Source organism: Lactobacillus melliventris, assembly GCF_042679465.1.
In the GTDB taxonomy this organism is placed as follows: Bacteria; Bacillota; Bacilli; order Lactobacillales; family Lactobacillaceae; genus Lactobacillus; species Lactobacillus melliventris.
Genome location: NZ_JBHTMT010000001.1, coordinates 279,869 through 296,805, shown reverse-complemented (window position 1 = coordinate 296,805; position 16,937 = coordinate 279,869). Strand labels below are relative to the sequence as shown.

At 35.7% G+C, this 16,937-nt stretch carries 19 protein-coding genes and 2 other annotated features; of the genes, 3 read left to right on the top strand and 16 right to left on the bottom strand.

What is annotated here, in order from left to right:
• Window positions 1-113: 113 nt before the first annotated feature.
• The 10 genes from ACFQ32_RS01545 to ACFQ32_RS01500 all read right to left on the bottom strand — a co-directional run bounded on the left by ACFQ32_RS01545 (window position 114) and on the right by ACFQ32_RS01500 (window position 10,441).
• A complete protein-coding gene (locus ACFQ32_RS01545) occupies window positions 114-2,165 on the bottom strand; it encodes a copper-translocating P-type ATPase (protein ID WP_342341518.1) in 2,052 nt (683 codons plus the stop codon).
• A 101-nt stretch (window positions 2,166-2,266) separates the two neighbouring features.
• Window positions 2,267-3,640 (bottom strand): branched-chain amino acid transport system II carrier protein, encoded by a 1,374-nt coding sequence (gene brnQ / locus ACFQ32_RS01540; protein ID WP_046324912.1) that lies wholly within the window; start codon window positions 3,638-3,640, stop codon window positions 2,267-2,269.
• Window positions 3,641-3,732: 92 nt separating this feature from the next.
• Window positions 3,733-3,982 (bottom strand) — a binding site (T-box leader).
• A gap of 198 nt (window positions 3,983-4,180) precedes the next feature.
• A complete protein-coding gene (locus tag ACFQ32_RS01535; RefSeq protein ID WP_046324913.1) occupies window positions 4,181-4,819 on the bottom strand; it encodes a copper homeostasis protein CutC in 639 nt (212 codons plus the stop codon).
• Window positions 4,820-4,888: 69 nt separating this feature from the next.
• Complete coding sequence (locus tag ACFQ32_RS01530) at window positions 4,889-5,803, bottom strand: N(4)-(beta-N-acetylglucosaminyl)-L-asparaginase (protein ID WP_046324914.1); 915 nt, start codon at window positions 5,801-5,803, stop codon at window positions 4,889-4,891.
• Window positions 5,804-6,152: 349 nt separating this feature from the next.
• Complete coding sequence (locus ACFQ32_RS01525; RefSeq protein WP_046324915.1) at window positions 6,153-6,872, bottom strand: MIP/aquaporin family protein; 720 nt, start codon at window positions 6,870-6,872, stop codon at window positions 6,153-6,155.
• 259 nt (window positions 6,873-7,131) lie between these two features.
• Entirely contained in the window at window positions 7,132-7,503 is a 372-nt protein-coding gene (gene dhaM / locus ACFQ32_RS01520; RefSeq protein ID WP_046324916.1) for a dihydroxyacetone kinase phosphoryl donor subunit DhaM, read from the bottom strand.
• Complete coding sequence (gene dhaL, locus ACFQ32_RS01515) at window positions 7,500-8,084, bottom strand: dihydroxyacetone kinase subunit DhaL (RefSeq protein WP_046324917.1); 585 nt, start codon at window positions 8,082-8,084, stop codon at window positions 7,500-7,502. The genes dhaM and dhaL overlap by 4 nt, the downstream gene beginning before the upstream one ends.
• Before the next feature lie 14 nt (window positions 8,085-8,098).
• Window positions 8,099-9,094: a dihydroxyacetone kinase subunit DhaK gene (dhaK, locus tag ACFQ32_RS01510; protein ID WP_046324918.1), complete on the bottom strand. Its 996-nt coding sequence runs from the start codon at window positions 9,092-9,094 to the stop codon at window positions 8,099-8,101.
• A gap of 168 nt (window positions 9,095-9,262) precedes the next feature.
• Entirely contained in the window at window positions 9,263-9,745 is a 483-nt protein-coding gene (locus ACFQ32_RS01505) for a nitroreductase family protein (RefSeq protein WP_046324919.1), read from the bottom strand.
• A gap of 51 nt (window positions 9,746-9,796) precedes the next feature.
• On the bottom strand, window positions 9,797-10,441 hold the full coding sequence (locus tag ACFQ32_RS01500; protein ID WP_046324920.1) for an SLAP domain-containing protein: 645 nt from the start codon (window positions 10,439-10,441) through the stop codon (window positions 9,797-9,799).
• 208 nt (window positions 10,442-10,649) lie between these two features.
• Here ACFQ32_RS01500 and ACFQ32_RS01495 point away from each other — a divergent pair, with 208 nt between their 5' ends.
• Both ACFQ32_RS01495 and ACFQ32_RS01490 read left to right on the top strand, forming a co-directional pair.
• Window positions 10,650-11,510: a glycosyltransferase family 8 protein gene (locus tag ACFQ32_RS01495; protein ID WP_046324921.1), complete on the top strand. Its 861-nt coding sequence runs from the start codon at window positions 10,650-10,652 to the stop codon at window positions 11,508-11,510.
• 160 nt (window positions 11,511-11,670) lie between these two features.
• Window positions 11,671-11,952: an HU family DNA-binding protein gene (locus ACFQ32_RS01490; RefSeq protein WP_046324922.1), complete on the top strand. Its 282-nt coding sequence runs from the start codon at window positions 11,671-11,673 to the stop codon at window positions 11,950-11,952.
• A gap of 63 nt (window positions 11,953-12,015) precedes the next feature.
• Here ACFQ32_RS01490 and ACFQ32_RS01485 read toward each other — a convergent pair whose 3' ends face one another.
• From ACFQ32_RS01485 to ACFQ32_RS01465, 5 genes are all read right to left on the bottom strand, one after another.
• Window positions 12,016-12,717: a methionine ABC transporter permease gene (locus tag ACFQ32_RS01485; RefSeq protein ID WP_046324923.1), complete on the bottom strand. Its 702-nt coding sequence runs from the start codon at window positions 12,715-12,717 to the stop codon at window positions 12,016-12,018.
• Window positions 12,710-13,774, bottom strand: a complete 1,065-nt coding sequence (locus ACFQ32_RS01480; protein WP_046324924.1) for a methionine ABC transporter ATP-binding protein — start codon at window positions 13,772-13,774, stop codon at window positions 12,710-12,712. Before ACFQ32_RS01480 ends, ACFQ32_RS01485 begins: the two co-directional genes overlap by 8 nt.
• A gap of 19 nt (window positions 13,775-13,793) precedes the next feature.
• Window positions 13,794-14,645 carry a MetQ/NlpA family ABC transporter substrate-binding protein gene (locus ACFQ32_RS01475; RefSeq protein ID WP_110446710.1) on the bottom strand — a complete coding sequence of 284 codons (852 nt, stop codon included), beginning with the start codon at window positions 14,643-14,645 and terminating at the stop codon, window positions 13,794-13,796.
• Between the two features lie 42 nt (window positions 14,646-14,687).
• Window positions 14,688-14,926 (bottom strand) — a binding site (T-box leader).
• A gap of 60 nt (window positions 14,927-14,986) precedes the next feature.
• A complete protein-coding gene (locus ACFQ32_RS01470) occupies window positions 14,987-15,175 on the bottom strand; it encodes a hypothetical protein (RefSeq protein ID WP_046324926.1) in 189 nt (62 codons plus the stop codon).
• Window position 15,176: 1 nt separating this feature from the next.
• Complete coding sequence (locus ACFQ32_RS01465; protein WP_046324927.1) at window positions 15,177-15,686, bottom strand: dihydrofolate reductase; 510 nt, start codon at window positions 15,684-15,686, stop codon at window positions 15,177-15,179.
• A 163-nt stretch (window positions 15,687-15,849) separates the two neighbouring features.
• Here ACFQ32_RS01465 and ACFQ32_RS01460 point away from each other — a divergent pair, with 163 nt between their 5' ends.
• Entirely contained in the window at window positions 15,850-16,158 is a 309-nt protein-coding gene (locus ACFQ32_RS01460) for a TipAS antibiotic-recognition domain-containing protein (protein WP_046324928.1), read from the top strand.
• Window positions 16,159-16,191: 33 nt separating this feature from the next.
• Here ACFQ32_RS01460 and pnuC read toward each other — a convergent pair whose 3' ends face one another.
• Complete coding sequence (gene pnuC, locus ACFQ32_RS01455; RefSeq protein ID WP_046324929.1) at window positions 16,192-16,905, bottom strand: nicotinamide riboside transporter PnuC; 714 nt, start codon at window positions 16,903-16,905, stop codon at window positions 16,192-16,194.
• Window positions 16,906-16,937 lie beyond the last annotated feature (32 nt).

Here is a 16,937-nt window from a genome sequence, read left to right as displayed (position 1 = left end):
GGTTTTTAGTATTATTTTCAATATTTTAAAATAAAAGGGGTATCATTTTAAAATTTTAAAATTTATTTTATTTTAGCAAAAAAGCACTCTTATTGAGTGCCTTAACTAGATATTTATATTTTTAGTGTTTCAGCATTAATAGCTACGATAACTGTTGACAAAGACATTAAAATCGCTCCCACAGCCGGTGATAGCAAAATTCCCCATGGTGCAAGTATACCCGCTGCCAGTGGTAAAGCTATGATATTGTAGCCTGCTCCCCACCATAAGTTTTCGATGGTTTTTCTTTGAGTATGCTGAGCAAGGTTGAGGAAACTGATAATATCAAGTGGTTCACTGTTCACTAAAACAACATCAGCTGAGTCCACGGCAACATCAGTTCCTGCACCAATAGCTACACCAATATCAGCTTTAGCTAAGCTAGGAGCATCATTGATGCCGTCTCCCACCATCATGACTTTGTTTCCTTTTTCCTGAAGGTGCGCGACAATTTTTTGTTTGTCAGCTGGCATTAAGCCTGAGTGAACCTCGGAAATTTTTAGTTTCTGCGCAATACTCTGAGCGACTTTTTCATTATCGCCGGTTAGCATCACCGGTGTAATGTTAAGATCTTTAATTTGCTTAATCAAAGCTGCTGCATTTTTCTTTATTTCATCACCAACTGCTACGTAACCCAAAAGTTCATTTTCTGCTACCAAATAGCTGGAAGTGTAATTTAAAGCATCAATTTCCGGGAAATGACTCACCAAACTTCTAGCAGCTTTTTCATTTACAAGTTGATATTCCTTTCCATTTAAAGTTCCAGAAACACCTTTACCATCCAAAGTCTTACTATTTGACAATGGATAGAGCTCAATATTTTTTTCCTTAGCAAACTGTAAAATGCTTTGCGCAATCGGGTGATTAGAATCTTGCTCAAGTGAAGCGATCAGTTTGATGATTTCAGCAGAATCATATTCTTTATATAAACTATCATATTTTCTTACCTGAAATTTGCCTTCAGTTAAAGTTCCCGTTTTGTCTAAAAGAAGATAATTTATTTTTGAACTAACACTGATAACGTTGCGGTTTCTAATGAGCAAGCCGTTTTTGGCACCAATCGAGGTACTTTTGGCATTTACTAAAGGAATAGCCAAACCGAGTGCATGAGGACAAGCAATAACTAAAACAGTTACCATCCGTTCAAGACCGCCAGAAATTCCCCGTAAACTGGTCCAAACGATTAAAGCAATAATACCAAAAACAAGTGCGGCATAAAATAACCAGCTGGAAACCCGATCGGCTAAGTTTTGCAGCCGTGATTTATTCATTTGAGAAGATTGCACTAACTTATTAACATTGGCCAAGAAACCTGAATTTGCGGAGCTAGTAACTTTGACAGTTAAAGTACCAGAGCCATTTATTGAGCCACCAATTACCTTGTCATTTTCTTTGCGCGTAACTGCACTTGATTCTCCAGTAACGAGCGATTCATTTACTTGACTTGAACCATTTAATACCACGCCATCAAGTGGGATACTTTCACCGGCTTTGACTAATATAACAGCATTTTTTTGGACAGCATTAATTGCTACGTCTTCTGTTCGGCCATTATTTTGAACGTGAACTTTATCTGGCAGAAGTTTTGCCAAATCATGAACTGAGCTATTCGCATTCATCACGGACTTCATTTCAATCCAATGTCCTAAAAGCATAATTAAAATTAAAGTTGCCAATTCCCAAAAGAAATCCATTACATGGACTTTACTGCTTAGTAAATTGTTTTCAACGAAAGCATAAATACTATAAATATAAGCAGTAGTGATGCCTAAAGAAATCAAAGTCATCATTTCAGGCTTTTTTGCTTTTATTTCATAAAATGCACCTGATAAGAAGGGCTCACCGCCATAGAAGTAAAGAATTGTGGCAAAAATGGCTACGACCCATTCAGAACCTGGAAATGAAAATTGAAATGGCAAATGAACTCCCATTGCAGGGGACAAAAAGATAATTGGCAAAGATAATATTAATGAAAGCCAAAACTTTCTTTTCAAATTACCCATATGCATCATATGACCGCCATGCATCATCATGTCATGACTACCCATTTTCATCGAAGAGTTGGCGTCCATTGAATGATTCATATTTTCACTATGATTCATGTTCATATTATTCAAAATACTCAATCCTACCTTTTACATTAACAAAACTGCTTTTTCTTTAATCTACTTTTATAAACAGTTGTTGTCAAAAGATGCGCTTGAGAAATCGAACAATATTTACACAATTAATTAGTTCTTTGCTTATGATAAAAGTGAACAATAAAACCGATTGCTAATCCAATAACTGCCGGAATAACCCAGTCCATACCTATGTCAGCAAAAGGAAGAAATTGTAATTGGAATGCTCTTAATTGTAGTGCCCATGCTTGTTTGCTAACTAGCGCAGGAAAAGACGCAATCATATCCAAAATGGCTGGAATAAAAGTAAAGACGATACTCCAGAAGTAAACAACTGGATCATGGTCAAATAAAGAACCAGAAATCGACAATATAATCAATACCATAGCGATTGGATATAAAAACATTAACATTGGCGTTGACCAGGAAATAATTGTGTCCAAACCAAAATTAGCAGTAATGAAGGAAACAATAGTCATAATTGTCAGCCAGCCATGGTAACTAATTTTACTAAAACTGCGGTGAAAGTCTTGCGCGAAAGCGGCAATCAAACCGACTGCTGTAGTTAAACAGGTTAGTGTAACTAACGTGGCAAGTAGCGCATGACCAAAGTCACCCAGATAATAAGTCACTATTTGGTTAAAGACAGTACCGCCTTCAGCAGAAATTTTAAATTGATTTAATGTCGTTGCTCCAACCCAAATTAAACCAACGTAAATGACACCAATTGCACTTGTGGCAATCACACCGGCTCTGGCAGTCACTTTTGCGTTACTTTTCGCCGAAGTTTTTCCAAGTTGGCGTACGGCTGAAACTATTGTGTAGCCAAAAGCCAATCCAGCCAGTGCATCCATAGTGTTGTACCCTTCCAAAAAACCATTAAAGAAAGGTGCACTTTGATAAGCCGCAGTAACATTTTGATTTTTGGCAGCACCCATTGGAGAAATAGCAGCTAATAAAAAAATTGAAAATAACAGCAATAAAAACAAAGGATTTAAAATTTTGCCGATACTGGTCAAAATCGTAGATTGCTTATAAGAAATAATAAAAGCCAAAATGAAGAATATTGCCGAGAATATTAAAAGTGCCGGCTTAGTGGCTGATTTCGGCAATACCGGCTGCAAGCCAACTGAAAAGGAAATACTCGCGGTCCGCGGTGTGGCAAATAATGGTCCTAAGGTCAAATGGATTAAAACCATAAACGCGAGAGCAAAACTATTTCCCAAAGGTTTGCCAATATCGTAAACCCCCTTAGCATGACTGGCACTAATAGCTAAAACGGCTAATAGTGGCAAAAGCACAGCCGTTACTAAAAAGCCAAAAGTGGCCATTCCCCAATTTGCTCCTGCAAGCTGGCCTAAATGAAGTGGAAAAATTAAATTACCGGCACCAAAAAATAGACCGAATAGCAATGATGCAACTACTAAATATTGTTTCCATGATAAAGGCTTGGTATTAACATCTCTTTCAATTTCTTCCATTACAGTTCCTCCTGAAAAATATAAACACTTAATATAGATAAAGGGCCTTGATGAATTTATTTAGGTAATAAAAAAGCACCCTTGATTTGAAAATCAAGGGTGCTTAAGCACGGTACCACCTATATTACTGCAATAATTATCATTAAAGATGACAAAAACACAGTCACTTCACGTACGGCATACTGCGATACGCTAACACGTTAATGGGTGTACCCAATAATAGCTACTAACTTTCACCATATAGCTCAAAGTTACTTTCAGCTTACCATCACGGTCCCTTTTCAGCAACAGGACTCTCTAAAACGTTACTTGCAAACTTACTTATCTTTTCATCGCTTTATCAATATTAAAGATATTTTAATCAATGACTTATTTCCTGTCAACTATATTTTAGTCAAAATAATAAAAGCACTACCTAAATTTTCTTATCCAGCTGCTGTAGACAAATAAAACTAATGTCTTATTGCTTAAAGTGGCTGTATATTTTGATGTGCAACTATTTTTCAGTAATCAGACTTTGAGCTATGTTAAAAATTAATTTCATTTAACAATTTTTGTACCATGTAACTGGTCTACCTGCAATCTTTCAGCAATTAAAGTGCTATTTTGGGCGGTAATGCCACCACCTGGTAATATTTCTATCTTGCCGTTTGCCCAGTTAATAATTTCTTTTAGATGAGAAATGGTATTTAAAACAGGAATTGATAACTCTCCGCCATGTGTCAAAATTCTCTTAACACCATTATTCGCTAACCAGTTTAGTCCATCTTCTTGCTCAGTTAAAGGCATTGCGTCAAAAGCCATGTGCATGACAACATCAATATTTAAAGATCTGGCTAATGAAATAAGACGCTTCATTTTTACTTTATCCAAATGATTTTGAGAGGTTAAACAGCCAAAGGTGACTCCTTGAGCACCTAATTTAGCTGTTATTTCTAAATCACTGGCCATTATTTCTATTTCACTTTCACTATAACAAAAATTTCCACCCCTCGGCCTAATCATCACAATAACTGGTATGTGAAAATTAGAGGCATAAGTAACTGCTTTTTTGATAACTCCATAAGAAGGCGTGGTGCCACCTAATGTTAAGTTATTATTCAGTTCAATTCTGTCAGCACCTTTATTAATCACATAAGGAATACTAGTAAAATTTTCTACACATGCTTCTTTTAACATCTAACTTCACTTTCTTTTTAACAATGATTACTTTACAGGAGCTTTGATTTGCTTTTGGTAGTCATCTAACTAGGCTTGAGAAATTGGTTCAATTTTGGTGTTATTGTGCAGCCCCGGATTTGCCATTAATATCTGAGGTTCTTGCTTTTTAGCAGCAATACAAAAAGGAAACTCCACGTTAGTAGCTACACCCCACTCGCCTTTTTTATTCAAGGCAATGAGGGAAATTTCGCCTACTTGACCATAACGCTTCTTTAAATCATTACAAAACCGATAAACTGTAGCATCACAGGCTTCTTGGGGAGACTTTCCTTCTGCCATTTTACGGACTATTTCGTATGAAAGGCAGCCCTTCATGATGTCTTCTCCTAGGCCAGTTGCAGTCGCAGCTCCAATGTGACTATCCGCATAAAATCCAGATCCGGACAGAGGTGAATCGCCAATTCTACCATTTTTCTTCATAAATAAGCCAGAGGTTGATGTAGCAGCTGCCAGCGAACCATTTCGATCAAGAGTTATTGCTCCTACGGTATCATGACCATCATAAGGATGCAGGTCTGATTGAAGTTGCTGTTTTACCTTGTTCTGCCAGATAGTTTTGGCCCTTTCAGTCAACATATTAGTCATTTCAAAGCCATTCTGCATTGCATATTTAGTCGCTCCTTCTCCGACTAAAAAGCTGTTGGTCTTATTTAAGCTTAGTCTTCGAGCAACTGAAACAGCATGTTTTACGTTCTCAATTGCAGCTACAGAACCTTGTGCCAAGGTGTCACCGTCCATGAATGCAGCATCCATTTGAACAACTCCGTCTTCGTTAGGAAGTCCGCCATATCCCACGGATTTATAAAGGGGATATGATTCGACTTTTCTTAGCAAATTTTCAACAGCATCCCCAGCACTTTTATCCTTTTTCAACAGCTCTGCCGCTTTCACCAATCCGTCATACGACATACTCCAAGTTGATATTACAGCCCAATTATTCATTTAAACCGCCTTTTTTAATTCAATTTAATGCTAATAATACTAAACTAGAGCAGCAGAAAACAAGCACCCAAGGCAATTTTAAGGGGAATGTAACCTGTTCTAGTGAAAATCGTTGCTGCTAAACTCTTTTCTATAAAAAAATTAAAATATGTTAGCAGATTAAGCTCAACAGAACAATCAAAAATATTTAGCACATAAGCATTAAAAGTTTAAAAGTTTACTCGATAATTATTTTGGAACTAGAAAATTTTTATGAAATCAGATTGGAAAGGGAAAATGGATTGAGAAACAAGAAACACCCTCAAATTTTACAAATTTGAAGGTGTTACTATAAGCTAATGCTTTTCTTTTATACAATAACTTTGAACAATAATGCAGCAATTACTCCGCCAAGAAGTGGGCCAAAGATTGGAACCCAGCTATAAGCCCAATCTGAACCACCTTTATTGGCAATCGGCATAAATTGGTGAGCCAGTCTAGGTCCCAAATCACGGGCTGGATTAATCGCGATTCCAGTCGGTCCTCCTAAAGACAAACAAATCGCTGTAATCAAAAATCCAGCTAACAATGGATTAAATCCTGGAGCTAATTTTGTATTGGTCAATCCCAACAAGCCAAATACCAAAACAAAGGTAGCAATCGTCTCAGTAAAGAAATTCCAACCGTAATTTCTTATAGCTGGTGTCGTAGCAAACGACCCTAAAATGCCATCTTGATCAGTTGTTTCTTGCCAGTGAGGAAAATAGGTTAGCCATACTAAGATACCACCGATAAAGCCTCCAGCTGTTTGTGCCAGCATATAAGGCAAAACGGATGACCATGGCAACTTATTGGCAATTGCCATACCTAGTGACACTGCAGGATTAAAGTGACCCGGGCAAAGCCAGCTAACACAGAATACACCAAACGTCACGGCAAAGCCCCAGCCAAAAGAAATAACGATCCAGCCACTGCCCTTTGACTTCGACTTATTCAAATTGACACCGGCACAAACGCCATCTCCAAGCAACACCAAGATAATAGTTCCGAGGAACTCTCCCACTACTTGCATTGTTAAGCTATTATTCATTTTTAATCTCCTACTTCGATTATTGGACTTCCTTTTGAAACCCAAAATAATGTTTAGTAGTAAATTACTCCCAGATCCAATATATTATAAAATTCTACCTATGTAAACCCTTTCTTTAAATAAAACTATCTTTCCAAAAAATCTCAATTTGTTGTTATTTTATAACATAAGATTTAAAAGAGTTTCTGAATTTTTCGGCTAAAATTAAGTTAAGATACGCTTAATGTTATTTTTACTCAATATAAATCTGGTATTTATTCTATTTCTTTAGGGCTAGGGGCTTAAGCTGTCCTTCTATCTCCGTTAACTCGACCCCCGCCTCAATTAAAGTAGCGGCAGTATAAGCCCCTTCGATAAAGGCTACATCATATAGATGAATCTTTTTAGATGTCATTTCCGTTGCTAGTTCAAGATTCATTTTGGCACTGCCTAAATCATAAAATGCCAATATTTCATCAGCTTTATTTTCAGAAAAAGCCTGCAAAATTTTGTCCATACTGGTGCCAAGATCATCAGCGTTAGTACCACCCGCAGTGGTAATTGACACATCTTTTGCAACCTGTCCCAACAGCTCAGACAAACCGGTTACAATCTCTGGAACATGGGATACTAAAGTAATGCCTAAACTCATAAGATACCTTCTGTTTCAAGTAACGCCTCAAAAAGGTACCCACTTGATTGCGAGCCAGGATCAACATGGCCTTTTGATCTTTCGCCTAAATATGAAGCACGACCTTTTTTGGCAACTAAGTCTTTGGTTGCCTCTACAGCTGAAGCGATTTTTTCCTGTGTTAGCTTATTGGTTTTAACTTCTGGAACTAATGCGGTCCACACATCAACCATGGTTTTATCACCAGGTTCAGCACCACCACGTTTTTTAATACCTGTCAATGCAGTAGCCAGTAAGTCTCCTATGTCTGAACTTGTGCTGCTTTTTTTCGCCATTTCCAAGAAAGCAGTTCCATAAAGTGGACCAGAGGCACCACCAACTGTAGAAATGAGAGTCATAGCGATTTGCTTAAAAGCATCTGTGATGGTTTTGGGCTCAGTACTTAATTTTTGACTAACCGCTGTCATACCTCGGCTCATATTAAAACCGTGGTCACCATCGCCAATCGCAGTATCCAGATCACTTAAAAATTGCTTATTTTGTTTAATTTTAGCAGAAAAATTATTCATCCATTCAACCACATTTTTAACTGTTAAGCCCATATTAACTTCTCCTTTTACCAAGCGATTGTTTCTACTGGCTGATTGAGATAATCAAGCCACTTGTCATCAGCTAATTCAAATATTGTGAGTGAAATACCTGCCATATCAAGCGAAGTCATGTAATTACCCACTTTCATGAAAGCTGGCTTGACATTGAACTCTGCTAGTTTGTTAAGTAAATCATTACTAAAAATGTATTGTTCCATTAATGGTGTAGCGCCCATACCATTTACCAACACAGCATATTTCTTATTTTGGTCTAAATGCATTTCATCATTTAATTTGCCCACTAATTCCGTTACTAAATCTTTAGCAGGTTTAATCTGTTCACGCCGGTATCCAGGCTCTGAGTGAATACCAACACCGTATTCAATTTCATTATCTTTGAGAACAAAACCGGGTTTACCTGTTTCAGGATTGGTAGCAGCAGACAAAGCAACCGCGATTGTTTTAATTTTAGGCAATACCTTTTTGGCTGTCGCATCAATCTCGTCTAGACTGGCACCATTTTGAGCCATTGCTCCTAAAATCTTGTGCATGAACAAAGTTCCAGCTACTCCTCGTCTTCCTTGGGTAAATGTACTATTTTCGACGGCAATATCATCATCTACCACAATTGACTTGACCTTAATATTGTCCATATCAGCCATATCTTTAGCCATATCAAAATTCATCACATCGCCTGAATAATTTTTAATTACTAAAAAAACGCCCTGACCTTGATTAACAGCCTTAATAGCCTCATATACTTGATCTGGAGTTGGGGAAGTAAAAACTTGTCCGCAAACAGCTGCACTAAGCATTCCTTTGCCCACAAAACCAGCATGAGTAGGTTCATGACCTGAACCTCCGCCACTTACAATACCGACTTTTCCCGTCATAGAATCTTTATCTGCTCTCATAACAGCTTCAGTATCCTTAACCTTGGCAATATACTGGGGATATGATCTGACCATTCCTTCAACCATTTCCGGTACAACATTTGCTGGATCATTAATAATCTTTTTCATGAAACTTGCTCCTTAAGTAAAAAATGTAACGCTTACATAATTATTATATCAAGTAAGATAGCCATAAACCATTCTGGCTTTAATAAATTTAATTTTTTTGTCAAAAAAACTGTAGCCACATCAGTTAAAAATAGGACTACAGTTTTAATATTAAGTCTTTTAAAGCATTTATTTTCTTACAACTTTATATCTATTTGACCTGTCCTCATTTGGTTGCTCTGCAGCATGTCCGCAGGCCACAATGACACTAGTTTCAAAATCTTCTGGAACTTCCAACTTTTGTTCTAAACTTTTAGCAGAATTTAACACATTTGCTGCATTCATTAGATAAACTGAACCCAAGTTAAGTGCTGCTGCCTCTACCATCAAATTTTCTGCAGCAACTGAAGCATCTCTCTCACCAAATTCATTACCTTTTTTGACATTAATAATAAACAATAAAGGAGCATTGTAACAAGCATTGCTTGTTACCTGTTCAATTTCAGATAACAAATTCTCATCTTCAACCACTGTCATCTGCATCACATCAGCTTTGTGCATACCACAAGGTGAAGCTTGAAATGCTGTAATCAATGCTTTTATGTCGTCTTCAGAGACTTTTTCAGCCGTATATTTCCTGATAGCTACTCTCTTTAAAACTGCATCAGTCATTTTAGTACCTCTTTCTGTAAATTTTTTAACTACCATTATTATAAAGCAATTTTAATTAGTCTTATGAACTAAATCAGACCATTTTAAAAATTGGGTATTAGAAATTCCCGCAAATTTTTGCCCATTAATTTTTTTCAGGTAATAGACGGGAATCTTTACTCCTTTTTTAACAAACGGATATTTATTTCCTATTACCACTAGTCTACCCTTTTTGTCGTAAACTTTGGCGTTTTTCTTAACTTTATAAACTTTAATTTTTAGAATTTTAACATTTCCTGGTTTAATATATTGTTTTTTCTTACTTTTAGTACTTATTTGTAAAAAGCTGTGTCCTTTAGCAGTATTAAGACCGGAAACATATATAATTGTTCCTTTTTTTAGTTTTTTATTTTTTATCTTTTTGCCTTTGTTATCATAAATATATGCTGGCTTTTTTAATATGACACTTTTTTGCAAATACTTTAAAACTTTACTTAAATTATTAGTATTTTTGGGTGAATTGCCAGTAGTAGATGTTTCGTTTGAGTTAGTTTGTTCCTTATTGCTGTCACTCTGAGTTGCAGTATTTGTTTCTTTAGCTGTAGCAGGATTCTGTCCTTGAATTGACGAATTTGCAGCTACAACTGGTTTGCTAACAGATAGTCCCAATATTAAAGAAGTAATTCCAGTTAAACTTAGCAATAATTTTTTCTTCATGTTAATACCTCTTTGTTAAAACTTTATTTATATACATTCTACTACTTTGAATAAATAATTTCCTTGGTAAAATCTAAGACAACAAATTTAGTTATGATATTTTCACACTATGTTATTTTTACAACTTATATTATGAGGTATCTTAACATGTTTTGCTTTATACTAATAAATAGTGAAAATAAACAAGAAACTGGTAAAGGAAGACTTTATGAATAATCCTCAAAAAGAACCGATCGAAATATTGGTTACTATTGACCAAAACTATATCAAACCACTTGAAGTGATGATGTATTCCCTCAGACTGAACAATATGACTGAGAAGTTCCATGTCTGGTTAATTTACGATAATATTGATCAACATGCTCTAAATAAACTTAAAAAATTTGGTACAAAAATTAGAATTAAAGTATCAACCCTAACTATGAACAAAAAAATTAAATTTCCAAAATCATTGCTAAACTTGCATGATTACCCCAAGGAAATGTACTTTAGGCTACTTTCAAGTAAAATTTTGCCTGCAAACTTACATCGAATTATTTACCTTGATCCGGACATATTAGTTATAAACTCAGTCGTGCCATTATGGCTATTAGATCTTGAAGGTAAAATGTTTGCTGCTTCGGTTCATGAGGGTTTAACAGATATTATGAGTTCAATCAATAATATCAGACTTGGGACTTCAACTGGATACTTTAACTCTGGAATAATGTTAATGGATTTGGACCAAATGAGAAAAAAGATCAAAATTGAAGATATCACTCAAGCAATTGAACAACATCATGATACCCTGATTTTGCCTGATCAGGATATTCTAAACTACTTATATGGCGAGGATATACTCAAAATTCCTGAAACACGTTGGAACTATGATGCAAGAGCTTTTTCAGTTTACTTGACTAGAAGCACTGGTGAAATTAACACAGAATGGGTCATGAAAAACACTTCAATTTTGCATTTTTGCGGTAAACCCAAGCCTTGGCAAAAAGAAAAACATTCTCGCTTCAAACCTCTTTATTTGAACTATCTGCAAATGGTCAACCGCTTGTTAGATCAACAAAAATTAAGTTAACATTTAGCTTTTTACTATTGAAGGTAGCATTATCTGTGCTAAAATAATAAAAGTTGCCGGATATCAAGCGACACAATGCTTTAGGTGGATTAGTATAGAAAAATACGAACTATTTAACAGCATTGAATAAGTATAAATTTTTATAGAAAAGAGAAGAATTATGGCTTCAATTAACAAATCTGAACTCACTAAAGAGGTTGCAGCAAGAGCAGAACTTAAGCAAAACGTGGCAGAAAAAGTCATCGATGCTTTAATCGGATCAATCAAGGATAACTTGGCTAAAGGTGAAAAAGTACAAATTATAGGTTTTGGTTCTTTTGAAGTACGTAATCGTGCAGCTAGAAAAGGTAGAAACCCACAAACTGGCGAAACTTTAACTATTCCTGCAACTAAGGTTCCTGCGTTTAAACCTGGTAAAGCTTTGAAAGATGCAGTTAAATAGCTCTATATTTAAATACGAAAAAAACAACGAGTTTACCTCGTTGTTTTTATTTTTTTATATTTTTTAGCGACTTTGATGATTTAACTTCTTAGCGAAAAAGTCACCGATCACTTGAATGATAAATATCAAAATGATAACCAGCACTGTTGCTACAAGTGTTACATCATTGTTAAAGCGATTGTATCCATATGAAATTGCTGTATTACCCAAGCCACCTGCACCAATGGCTCCAGCCATTGCAGTTAAACCAATTAAACTAATAATTGTAACGGTAGAAACACGAGCAAGTTCTGATCTCGCTTCATTTAAATAAACACTAAAAATAATATCCCAAATCGTAGCACCCAAGCTCTGTGCTGCCTCAATTTTACCGTGATCAACGCTTTCTAAAGCCACTTGAACTTGACGGGCATAAAAAGGAAAAACGCCCAATGTTAATGGAACCAGAGCCGCTTTTATACCAATCTGAGTCCCGACAATTTTTTGAGTAACTGGTGCTATAAACGCTAGCAAGATAATAAACGGAATAGCACGAAAAATTGAAACTATTTTATCGCAAACATTGAACCAGAATTTATTAGGTCTTATTCCATCACTTTTGGTCAGAACCAAAATTACACCGAAAATCAAACCTAAAATTCCCCCAAATATTCCGGACCAAAAAGTCATATATAATGTTTGAAAAATGCTGGTTCCCCAGCCAGTATCACCTAGCCAGCCCAGTTGCACAACATTGGGAAAAACTCTGCTAAACCAACTACTCATAAAGATCCCCCTTTTCGTTCAAACGAGTAACAGCGACTTTTTCTTTTCTCAAATAATCTACTGTTTCTTGCTGTTTTGTCTTATCACCTTTAACTTGAACAAGCAGAGTTCCAATTGGCTCATCATCAAGCAGTTCTACGTTACCATATAGCATACTAGCTTCAACCCCGACTTTACGGTATAAATCAATAATAATAGTTTTAGTAACGTTAGCCATACTATAAACAAGTTGATAAATAGCTTCATTATCGTTATCTAATTTATTAATCTTAAGAGACCTTAGAGTATTAATAACTTCCAAAGATCCACCAACAAAACTCTTAGTTAAATCTTTTTGCGGATGCAAGACTACTTCACGGAGATTGCCATTTTCGATCACCTGACCAGATTGCATTAGCGCTACTTTGTTACAGATTTTTTTGACTGCAGCCATTTCATGTGTGATCAGTACGATGGTTAGGTTAAGATCTTTTTGTAACTTCTTTAATAAAGTTAAAATTTGCAATGTATTTTGAGGATCGAGTGCACTCGTAGCTTCATCAGAAATCAAAATATCTGGTTCGTTTGCTAGAGCCCTGGCAATAGCAACTCTTTGCTGCTGACCCCCAGAAAGTTGAGCTGGGTATGAATTTGCTTTATCTTTTAAATCCACCAGGTCCAACAATTTTAATGACTTTTCTTTAATTTCTTTTTCTTTTAAGCCGGAATGTTTCAGGGCAAAAGACACGTTATCAACTACGCTAATTTCGTTTAATAGGTTGAAATTTTGAAAAATCATGCCGATCTTTCTGCGAGCTAGTTGTAAATCCTTATTAGCAATTACTTGCTTACCATCTTTGACAAAGTCAGTACCATTTACCTTAATATTGCCTGCAGTTGGTTTTTGTAAAAGGTTGACTGTTCTAACTAGTGTGGACTTACCCGCTCCGGAAAAGCCTACAATGCCATAGATATCACCCTTTTCAACTGTTAGGCTGACATTATGGACAGCCTGAACAATTTTGCCTTTTTTACTAGGGAAATCCACACTAACGTGTTCTAAATCAATAATACCCATTTACAATCTTCTCCGATCATTAAAACTTAACGTCCCAAGCTGGTTTAGTCATATCGCCATAAAACTTTTTGTCTAGACGCTTAGTTTCAGCTGTTTGATATGCTTTTACCACTGCCTGGTAATCCTTATTCTTTTCCTGACCTTTCTTTGCACAAATGATGTTTACCCATTGCAGAGAATCTTTGTTAACAGGCTCAACAAAAATTGTCTGCTTCTTACCTAAACCGGCAGGACCTGCAAAGTCGTTATTAACAACGGCGGCATCAACTGAATTAATTACTCGACCACATTGATCGGCACTAACTTCTTTAACTTTAATGTTTTTAGAAGTTTTAATTACATCAGCAGCGGAAACTAAAATCTTGCCTTTGCGTAACTTGATCAGACCAGCATTTTTAAGAACGAAAAGTGCGCGAGATTCATTACTTGCATCATTAGGCACAGCTATAGTTGCGCCCTTTGGAATATCACTTAATTTATGGTACTTCTTGGAGTATAACCTAATTGGGTTAATTTCAGTCCGACCAATTGCAACTACGCCACCGTGATTTGCTTTGTTCCACGCTTTCAAAAATGCATAGTGTTGAAATGAATTAAGGTCGATATCCCCACTTTTAACTGCCTTGTTAGGTTGATTGTAATCGGTAAAGTTCTTTATCTTGATTGTTACTCCATATTTTTCTTTAGCCAATTTTGCAGCTTTGTTCCAAATAACTTGTTTTGGCTTTGTTTCACTAACAATACCTACAGTAACAACGTGATTGCTCTTTTGGTCACCACTTTTTTTACCAAAACTAAACCAACCGACAGCAATAATTATAATTGCTGCAATCACTCCGATAATTATATTGCGACTCTTTTTTGTCATCAGAAAAACCTCCCAATTTTTCAATAAAAAAAGCACTCTTCCTCAAATAAGGACGAGTGCTTCGTGTTACCACCTTTAATTTGTCTATTACTCACGTAATAAACCTCAACAGCTATCTAACAATAGCTTGCAATTATAACGGATGCAACTCCGCCACTAGCTAAATATCACCAGCGGTCATCATTTCAAGCCCATGTTCACTAAGTCTTGTTAACTGACTCTCACCAAACGTCAGCTCTCTTTATTAACAAAAACTTAGCTACTCTGCTTTTCAAGATGTATTAATTATTTAATTGTTTATTAATTTAACATTGAAAAAATATTCTGTCAACCAAAAAAGTAAATTATTTTTTGGTCGATTGGTATGATTTTATTATTGCGAAAAAATATTGTCCAACAGCAAAAGTGACAATGGCCATGCCAATTACTTGCCACCAATAGTTATGATTTAAGTTTTCTGCCAGAAAAAAGCTGCTAATTAAGATCATAATACAGATTATAAAAGTGATCGTTGAAGTAATAACTTGTTTCATGTTATTTCTCCTTTCTCATATATGTTAGAAATTTATAAGGATAAAGATTAACGTTGTCAGGCTGATGAAATCCTTTTTTGACTAAAATGAAGTCATCATAATTAATTTTCGTCATTGTGACATCAGCTTTAAAAGTTGCTATTATTTCAGTTTTTTCTAAACAATCTACCTGATTTTTTAAAGCGTTAAAAACCGAATTACCACCTATCACAAAGAGGTTTTGCTGTTTATGCTCCTTGATCCAGTCCTGTAATTCTTTGACAGATTTAATAATTGAAACCTGGTTATTATCACGATATTTATTTTTTAATGTTAAGCTGGTCGTCAAAACAACGTGTTTGCGCCCAGGTAAAAGATGAGGCAAGCTCACGAAAGTTTTGCGACCCATGACAATTGGATGTCCATAAGTAATTTTTTTAAAGTGGTGTAGATCTGCAGGCAATTTCCAAGGTAAATGTCCATCTATACCAATTTGGTGTTTTTGATCTTCTGCCCAAACAAAAGTAATCATTAATTCGCCTCTCTCTTTATTATAGCGCTTTATTTAGCGGATTTCTTAACATCTGCTTAGCTTTACCAATTATCTGGAATTAAATCTACGTATTTTTATGTGATTTTTACCTATTTTGTTGCTATAGTAATTTAAGTATCTGAATAATTCGTTGGAGGGAAACATGGCTGAAAAAAATCAACTAACTGAAGAAAAATATCATAAAATGAAAGAAACAGAAGCCGATCTTGTACGAGATTTACAAGCAGTTGTTAATGATCCCAAGCAAGAAAAAGTTTTAAGTGCTGCTATTTTTAAAAATCACCAAAAATGGCTGCAGATCATCATGCCAAATTATTCTACTAAAATTCACTTGGGTATTGTTAATGCCTATGATAATGATACGCGCTATCAATATTATTACGATGATAAGGCCGGTAAGGGTGCAACTAAAATCTTAAGTAAAATTGTGAAAGAACATTTGGAAAAATAAAAGAAGTCTTGTACACAAAAGACTTCTTTTTTGTTAATGAAACCAGTGGACATGCTTATCAGTAAAAGCAAGTAAATCATTGGTTAAATACAAAATATATGTTAAGAACAATGTGAGATTAGCATCACCTTGAAAGGCAGTAACTCCCCATAAAATAATTGAAAAAATTCCTTGCACAGTCCAAAAGTAATACTGCTCGCGAAAATGCAACATACAAAGAAGCGAGCCGGTAATCCCTATTGCACCCGCAGTTGCATCAATTACAGGACGTGGACTAATAAATATTTTGGTGTCCAGCAGATAAAGTAAAGCTAAAACTATAGTAAAAAAGCTAATTGTCATAAGCCATTTTTTCAGCGTTAAACCATGAATATGTTTTTCCGTATCTTTAGACCATGACGATAACATTAAGACTGGCAGATCTAATAACAAAATATAAATAGTTTGCAAGATCACGTTAGCGTAATTTTTCGCATAGACAGAAATTATAATATAAATTGCAGCGGAAACTAAACCCAAGATGCCGTTAATTTGCCTAGCGTTAGTGATAGCAAGGGTGCACGTAAAGCCCAGAATAGCAGCAATCATCGTTAACACAGAAATTTGGGTGATGGGCGATGCCACAGTAGCACCAATGATAATGCCTATTCCCAACATTAACAATAAATAGGTTTTAAAGCTCCAACCCCGCATTTGCTTAATATACCATCTTAATTTAAATATTTCAGCTCCTGGCTGAATTTTCATTCGACCTTCCTACCTTCTGCTTAAATTTAACA